This window comes from Acidovorax sp. SUPP1855, from assembly GCF_030158955.1.
Lineage (GTDB): Bacteria > Pseudomonadota > Gammaproteobacteria > Burkholderiales > Burkholderiaceae_C > Paracidovorax.
This window is the reverse complement of record NZ_BQXI01000018.1, coordinates 100,134-106,297: the sequence shown is the minus strand read 5'-3', so window position 1 is coordinate 106,297 and position 6,164 is coordinate 100,134. Positions and strand designations below refer to the sequence as shown.

6 protein-coding genes are annotated in these 6,164 nt (G+C 65.5%); 1 reads left to right on the top strand and 5 read right to left on the bottom strand.

What is annotated here, in order from left to right:
- Positions 1 to 246: 246 nt before the first annotated feature.
- From AVMA1855_RS16465 to AVMA1855_RS16445, 5 genes are all read right to left on the bottom strand, one after another.
- A complete protein-coding gene (locus tag AVMA1855_RS16465; RefSeq protein ID WP_272564618.1) occupies positions 247 to 975 on the bottom strand; it encodes an ABC transporter ATP-binding protein in 729 nt (242 codons plus the stop codon).
- A 2-nt stretch (positions 976 to 977) separates the two neighbouring features.
- Entirely contained in the window at positions 978 to 1,760 is a 783-nt protein-coding gene (locus AVMA1855_RS16460) for an ABC transporter ATP-binding protein (protein ID WP_272548690.1), read from the bottom strand.
- Positions 1,761 to 1,779: 19 nt separating this feature from the next.
- Positions 1,780 to 2,859: an ABC transporter permease subunit gene (locus AVMA1855_RS16455; protein ID WP_272564620.1), complete on the bottom strand. Its 1,080-nt coding sequence runs from the start codon at positions 2,857 to 2,859 to the stop codon at positions 1,780 to 1,782.
- Between the two features lie 13 nt (positions 2,860 to 2,872).
- On the bottom strand, positions 2,873 to 3,802 hold the full coding sequence (locus AVMA1855_RS16450) for a branched-chain amino acid ABC transporter permease (protein ID WP_284426533.1): 930 nt from the start codon (positions 3,800 to 3,802) through the stop codon (positions 2,873 to 2,875).
- 374 nt (positions 3,803 to 4,176) lie between these two features.
- The gene (locus tag AVMA1855_RS16445) at positions 4,177 to 5,481 is read right to left on the bottom strand and encodes a replication-associated recombination protein A (RefSeq protein WP_284426532.1); all 1,305 of its coding nucleotides are present in this window, start codon (positions 5,479 to 5,481) and stop codon (positions 4,177 to 4,179) included.
- A 251-nt stretch (positions 5,482 to 5,732) separates the two neighbouring features.
- Here AVMA1855_RS16445 and AVMA1855_RS16440 point away from each other — a divergent pair, with 251 nt between their 5' ends.
- On the top strand, positions 5,733 to 6,089 hold the full coding sequence (locus AVMA1855_RS16440; RefSeq protein ID WP_272564622.1) for a DUF1304 domain-containing protein: 357 nt from the start codon (positions 5,733 to 5,735) through the stop codon (positions 6,087 to 6,089).
- The last annotated feature ends 75 nt before the right edge of the window (positions 6,090 to 6,164 follow it).

Below are 6,164 nucleotides of genomic sequence, written 5' to 3'. Positions count from 1 at the left end.
CTGATCCACCACCGCCAGCTTAAAGGCCAGTGTGTAGTCCTTCTGCGTTCTCTTAACCCATTGATCCACTTGACTTTCCTTTCTGATGAACAGAAAGGTGTCAACCTCATTCAGGACGGGTCACCCCCAACAAAAAGGGCCCTTCGCAGGGCCCTTTTTTCGTGCGCTTCACGCGCTTTCATCCCGATTCCAGACGCCGGCCTTCATGCGCCGGTTGGCGGCGCGTGGAGGCAACGGGAGACGGGCTCACTCGCCCAGGTAGGCGGCGCGCACGCGCGGGTCGCTCAGCAGTTGCTGGCCGGGGCCCGTCATGGTGATGAGGCCCGACTCCATCACGTAGCCACGGTCGGCCAGTGCCAGCGCGCGGCTGGCGTTCTGCTCCACCAGCACGATGGTCACGCCCAGGGCGTACACGTCGCGCACCACCTCGAAGATCTTGTCCACCATGATGGGCGACAGGCCCATGGAGGGCTCGTCCAGCAGCAGCACCTTGGGCTGGCTCATCAGCGCGCGGCCCATGGCCAGCATTTGCTGTTCGCCGCCCGACATGGTGCCGGCCAGTTGGTCCTTGCGCTCACGCAGGCGCGGGAAGATGGTGAACATCTTCTCGATGTCGGCCGCGATGCCGGCCTTGTCGTTGCGGATGTATGCGCCCATCTGCAGGTTCTCGGTGATGGTCATGCGCGCGAACACGCCACGGCCTTCCGGCACCATCACGAGGCCCTTCTTCACCAGGTCCCAGGCGCCCTGCCCCCGGATGCTCTTGCCCAGGTACTCGATGTCGCCATCGGCGAACGGCAGCGTGCCCGTGATGGCCTTCATGGTGGTCGTCTTGCCGGCGCCGTTGGAGCCGATCAGCGACACCAGCTCTCCCTCGCGCACCTCGAAGTCCACACCCTTCACGGCCTGGATACCGCCGTATGCCACCTTCAGGCCCGAGACCTTGAGCAACACGTTGTTGGATTTTTCGGCCATTCTCAATGTCCTCCGGTGCCCAGGTAGGCCTCAATCACTTTTTCGTTCTTCTGCACGGTGGCAGGCGTGCCTTCGGCGATCTGCTTGCCGTAGTCGAGCACCGTGACGCGGTCGCACAGGCCCATCACCAGCTTGACGTCGTGCTCGATGAGCAAGATGGTGCGGTTGTCGTTGCGGATGCGGTCGATCAGCTCGCGCAGCTGCACCTTCTCGGTCGCGTTCATGCCGGCGGCCGGCTCGTCGAGCGCGATCAGTTGCGGGTCGGTGGCCAGGGCGCGGGCGATCTCCAGGCGGCGCTGGTCGCCGTAGCTCAGGGTGCGCGCCTTGTAGTCGGCGAACTTGCCGATGCCCACGTAGTCGAGCAGCTCCTGCGCCCGGCGGGCGATCGCGGCCTCTTCTTCCTTGAAGCCCTTGGTGCGCAGCACGGCGCCCAGCAGCCCCGACTTGGTGCGGATGTGCCGCCCCACCATCACGTTCTCCAGTGCCGTCATTTCGGCGAAGAGGCGGATGTTCTGGAACGTGCGGGCGATGCCCGCCTTGGCCACTTCGTGCACGGCCGTGGGCTGGTAGGGCTTGCCTGCCAGCTCGAAGCTGCCGCTGTCGGGCGTGTAAAGACCGGTGATCACGTTGAAGAACGTGGTCTTGCCGGCGCCGTTGGGACCGATCAGGCCGTAGACCTGACCCCGTTCAATGGTGATGCCGACGTCGGACAGGGCTTGCAAGCCGCCGAAGCGCTTGGAAATGCCGGCGACCTTCAGCACCACATCGTTGGATTTCTCTGCCATTTCTAACTTTCAGTGCTGTTCAGGTCTTTTGCGTCAGGCTCTTGCCATGGTCGGGCGCGGGCCACAGGCCGCGGGGACGCAGCAGCATGATGATGATCATGGCCAGCGCGATCAGCAGCTGGCGCAGGATGGCGGAGTCGAGGCGGCCGTCCGTCATGGCCTGCAGCGGACCGGCCACGTAGCGCAGCACTTCCGGCAGGGCCGACAGGAGCACGGCGCCCAGGATCACGCCGGGGATGTGGCCGATGCCGCCCAGCACCACCATGGCGACGATCATGACCGACTCCATCAGGCTGAACGATTCGGGCGACACGAAGCCCTGGAAGGCACCGAACATGGCGCCGGACACGCCGCCGAACGAAGCGCCCATGCCGAAGGCCAGCAGCTTCATGTTGCGGGTGTTGATGCCCATGGCCTTGGCGGCGATCTCGTCTTCGCGAATGGCCATCCAGGCACGGCCGATGCGCGAGTCCTGCAGGCGATAGCAGATGATGACGCTCAGCACCACCAGCACCAGGAACAGGTAGTAATACAGCGTGACCGACGAGATGTCGAACCCGAACACCTCCAGGCGCTTGCCCAGGTCGAGCCCGAACACCTTCACCGAATCGATCTGCCCGATGCCCTTGGGGCCGTTGGTCAGATTGACGGGGTGGTCCAGGTTGTTCAGGAAGATGCGGATGATCTCGCCGAAGCCCAGCGTCACGATGGCCAGGTAGTCCCCGCGCAGCTTGAGCGTGGGGGCCCCGAGCACCGCCCCGAAGATCGCGGCCACCAGCGCCGCGAGCGGTATGACCAGCCACAGCGACGTGTGCAGCCCGTTGGGGAACATGGCCGCGAACGACGCGAAGGTCTCCGAAAGGTGGGGCGAAGCCATCAGCGCGAACAGGTAGGCCCCGACGGCATAGAACGCCACGTAACCCAGGTCCAGCAGGCCGGCGTAGCCCACCACGATGTTCAGGCCCAGAGCCAGCAGCACATAGAGCAGCGCCAGGTCGGCGATGCGCACCCAGGCGTTGCCGAAGTACTGCAGCATGAAAGGAAGCAGCAGCAGCGCGATGCCGCCGACGATCCACTGTGCGGTTTTGTTTTGCTTCATGACAATGGGTTCCTCAGGCGCGATCGGCCACACGCTCGCCCAGCAGGCCCGAGGGGCGCAGCGTGAGGATGATGATGAGCACGATGAATGCAAAGATGTCGGTGTAGTGGCTGCCCAGCAGGCCGCCTGTGAGGGTGCCGATGTAGCCCGAGCCGATGGCCTCGATCAGGCCGAGCAGGATGCCGCCCACCACCGCGCCGGCCAGGTTGCCGATGCCGCCGAACACCGCGGCCGTGAAGGCCTTCAGACCCGGCAGGAAGCCCATGGTGTGCTGCGCGGTGCCGTAGTTGGAGGCATACATGATGCCGGCGATGGCCGCCAGGATGGCGCCGATGATGAAGGTCGCCGAGATCACCATGTCGGGCTTCACGCCCATCAGGGAGGCCACGCGGTGGTTTTCCGCGGTGGCGCGCATGGCGCGGCCGAGCTTGGTGTAGTTCACCAGATACACCAGCGAAGCCAGTGCGACCACCGTCACGCTCAGGATCAGCACCTGGGTGGAGGTGATCACCGCACCGCCGACCTGGAACGGGGTCGTGGGCAGCAGGGTGGGATACGGCTTGTAGTTGGGCTTCCAGATGATCATGGCCAGCGTCTGCAGCAGGATCGACATCCCGATGGCGGTGATCAGGGGCGCCAGGCGCGGACTGCTGCGCAGCGGCTTGTAGGCGACCTTCTCGATGACGAAGTTCAGCGCCGCGGCGACGACGCAGGCAATCAGGGTGGCCAGGAGAAGGATGATCCAGCCCGGAGCCCCGGGCATGGCCTCTTGCATCAGGCCAATGCAACTCCAACTGGTGAGAGCGCCGATCATCAGCACTTCCCCATGGGCAAAATTAATCAGCTGAATAATGCCGTACACCATCGTGTAGCCCAAGGCTATCAAGGCGTACATGCTGCCGAGAACCAGACCGTTGATGATCTGCTGCAGCAAGATGTCCATAAAAAAAGTCCTTCGTGTTTGTAACGCGCGCACTTCGCAAGCCAAGATCGGCAGTGCCTTGTGAGCCCCCAATGCCACCTAGCAAAAAACCCGCCAGGAGCAAAGCTGTGCGGGTTTGGTGGACGGGATTGTAGCCAGTCGAAACCGTGCGTCTTTAGCACGTTTGGCGGGGTTTTCCCTTGGACTCGCGCGCCATCAGCGGGGCGACGTCACCATTAGCCGGGGTGATGCAGCCGAGTGATTGGCCCGGGTGGCTTATACGGTTCAGCAGCCGCTGACCACCTCGCCCGAGGGGGCGGCCGGTGGGCCGGGCGGAGATGCTGCCCGGCGATGGACCGGGGGTGCGCAGCCTCGCAGCGCCCTCCCCTTCCCCCTCAATCCTTGGCCGCGTCCTGGTCCAGCTGGCGCAACTGGGCCAGCTTGTCGGCGATCTTGGCCTCCAGCCCGCGGGGCACCGGCTGGTACCAGCCGGGCTCGGGCATGTCCTCGGGCAGGTAGGTCTCGCCCGCCGCGTAGCCGCCGGGCTCGTCGTGGGCGTAGCGGTAGGCCTTGCCGTGGCCCAGCTCCTTCATCAGCTTGGTGGGCGCGTTGCGCAGGTGGTTGGGCACCTCGCGCGACTTGTCCTTCTTGATAAACGCCTTGGCTTGGTTGTAGGCCATGTAGCCGGCGTTGCTCTTGGGTGCCACGGCCAGGTAGATCACGGCCTGGGCCAGCGCCAGTTCGCCCTCGGGCGAGCCCAGGCGCTCGTAGGTGAGCGCCGCGTCGTTGGCGATCTGCATGGCGCGCGGATCGGCCAGGCCGATGTCCTCCCAGGCCATGCGCACGATGCGGCGCGCGAGGTATTTCGCATCCGCTCCCCCATCCAGCATGCGGCTGAGCCAGTACAGCGCCGCGTCGGGGTGCGATCCGCGCACGGATTTGTGCAGCGCCGAGATCTGGTCGTAGAAGTTGTCGCCGCCCTTGTCGAAGCGGCGCGCGTTGAGTGTGAGCGCGCTCTCCAGGAAAGCGGCGTCCACCTGATGCACCCCGGCGGCGCGCGCGGCGGTGTCGGTCTGCTCGACCAGGTTGAGCAGGCGCCGCGCGTCGCCGTCGGCATAGCCCACGAGCGTGTCCACCGCCGCGTCGTCCAGCTGCAGGTGGGTGAGCACCTTGTCCTGCGCCCGACGCACGAGCTGCTTCAGCTCGTCGTCGGTCAGCACCTGCAGCACATACACCTGGGCACGCGAGAGCAGCGCCGAATTGACTTCGAACGACGGGTTCTCGGTGGTCGCGCCCACGAAGGTCACCAGGCCCGACTCCACGAACGGCAGCAGGCCGTCCTGCTGGCTCTTGTTGAAGCGGTGGATCTCGTCCACGAACAGGATGGTCTTCTTGCCCAGCGCCAGGTTGTGTTCGGCCTGCTCCATCGAGGCGCGGATTTCCTTCACGCCCGAGAACACCGCCGACAGGGCGATGAACTCATAGCCGAATGCGCTCGCCGTGAGCCGCGCCAGCGTGGTCTTGCCCACGCCGGGCGGGCCCCAGAGGATCATCGAATGCGGCTTGCCCGACTCGAATGCCAGCCGCAGCGGCCGGCCTGCACCGATCAGGTGCGACTGGCCGATGACCTCGTCCAGGCTGGCCGGGCGCAGGGCCTCGGCGAGCGGCGCGGTGGGGGCGGAGGAAAAGAGATCGGCCATGGGCTTGGGGGTCAATGGGTAGGCTCAGTGAAGAAGTGAACGCGATGGGGGCAAAAGACCAAGGGCCACCGGCGGCGGGCCGGGCGACGGGTTACGCGAGAGGAGGCCCGGCAGGCAGGCGGCATGGCCCCGCGACGCCCGATTATTCTCCGCCCCCTCTTCGGGCGCGTCGTCCCCATGAGCATGCGGGAATTTCCCGCACAATGCCGCGGCGCCCGTTTCGATTCGAAAACCCAAGGAGGAGATCCCCCATGTCCATCGCTGCCAATGCCGTCGTCGCCCTGATCGCCCTGCTCCACGTCTACATCCTGGTGCTGGAGATGTTCCTGTGGGACAAGCCCGCCGGCCTGCGCGCCTTCGGGCAGAGCGCCGAACGGGCCGCCGCCACCAAGGTGCTGGCCGCCAACCAGGGGCTGTACAACGGCTTTCTCGCGGCGGGCCTGTTCTGGGGCCTGTGGCTGGGCGGCGCCGGCCTGGGCGTGAAGGTGTTCTTCCTGCTGTGCGTGCTGGTGGCCGGAGTGTTCGGCGCCGCCACGGCGTCCCGCAAGATCCTGTTCATCCAGGCCATTCCAGCCGCCGTGGGCCTGGCCCTCGTGCTGCTGGCCTGATCCGGCGCGCTGCGGCGCCAGGGTGCAGATCATGCATCAAAATGCTCGCCAGCACAATCAGTACTAGGGCATTAC

What these genes read in the sequence shown, in the direction of transcription:
- AVMA1855_RS16440 (WP_272564622.1), top strand. Translation starts at nt 5,733, where the DNA reads ATGTCCATCGCTGCCAATGCCGTCGTCGCCCTGATCGCCCTGCTCCAC.
- AVMA1855_RS16445 (WP_284426532.1), bottom strand. Translation starts at nt 5,481, where the DNA reads ATGGCCGATCTCTTTTCCTCCGCCCCCACCGCGCCGCTCGCCGAGGCC.
- AVMA1855_RS16450 (WP_284426533.1), bottom strand. Translation starts at nt 3,802, where the DNA reads ATGGACATCTTGCTGCAGCAGATCATCAACGGTCTGGTTCTCGGCAGC.
- AVMA1855_RS16465 (WP_272564618.1), bottom strand. Translation starts at nt 975, where the DNA reads ATGGCCGAAAAATCCAACAACGTGTTGCTCAAGGTCTCGGGCCTGAAG.
- AVMA1855_RS16455 (WP_272564620.1), bottom strand. Translation starts at nt 2,859, where the DNA reads ATGAAGCAAAACAAAACCGCACAGTGGATCGTCGGCGGCATCGCGCTG.
- AVMA1855_RS16460 (WP_272548690.1), bottom strand. Translation starts at nt 1,760, where the DNA reads ATGGCAGAGAAATCCAACGATGTGGTGCTGAAGGTCGCCGGCATTTCC.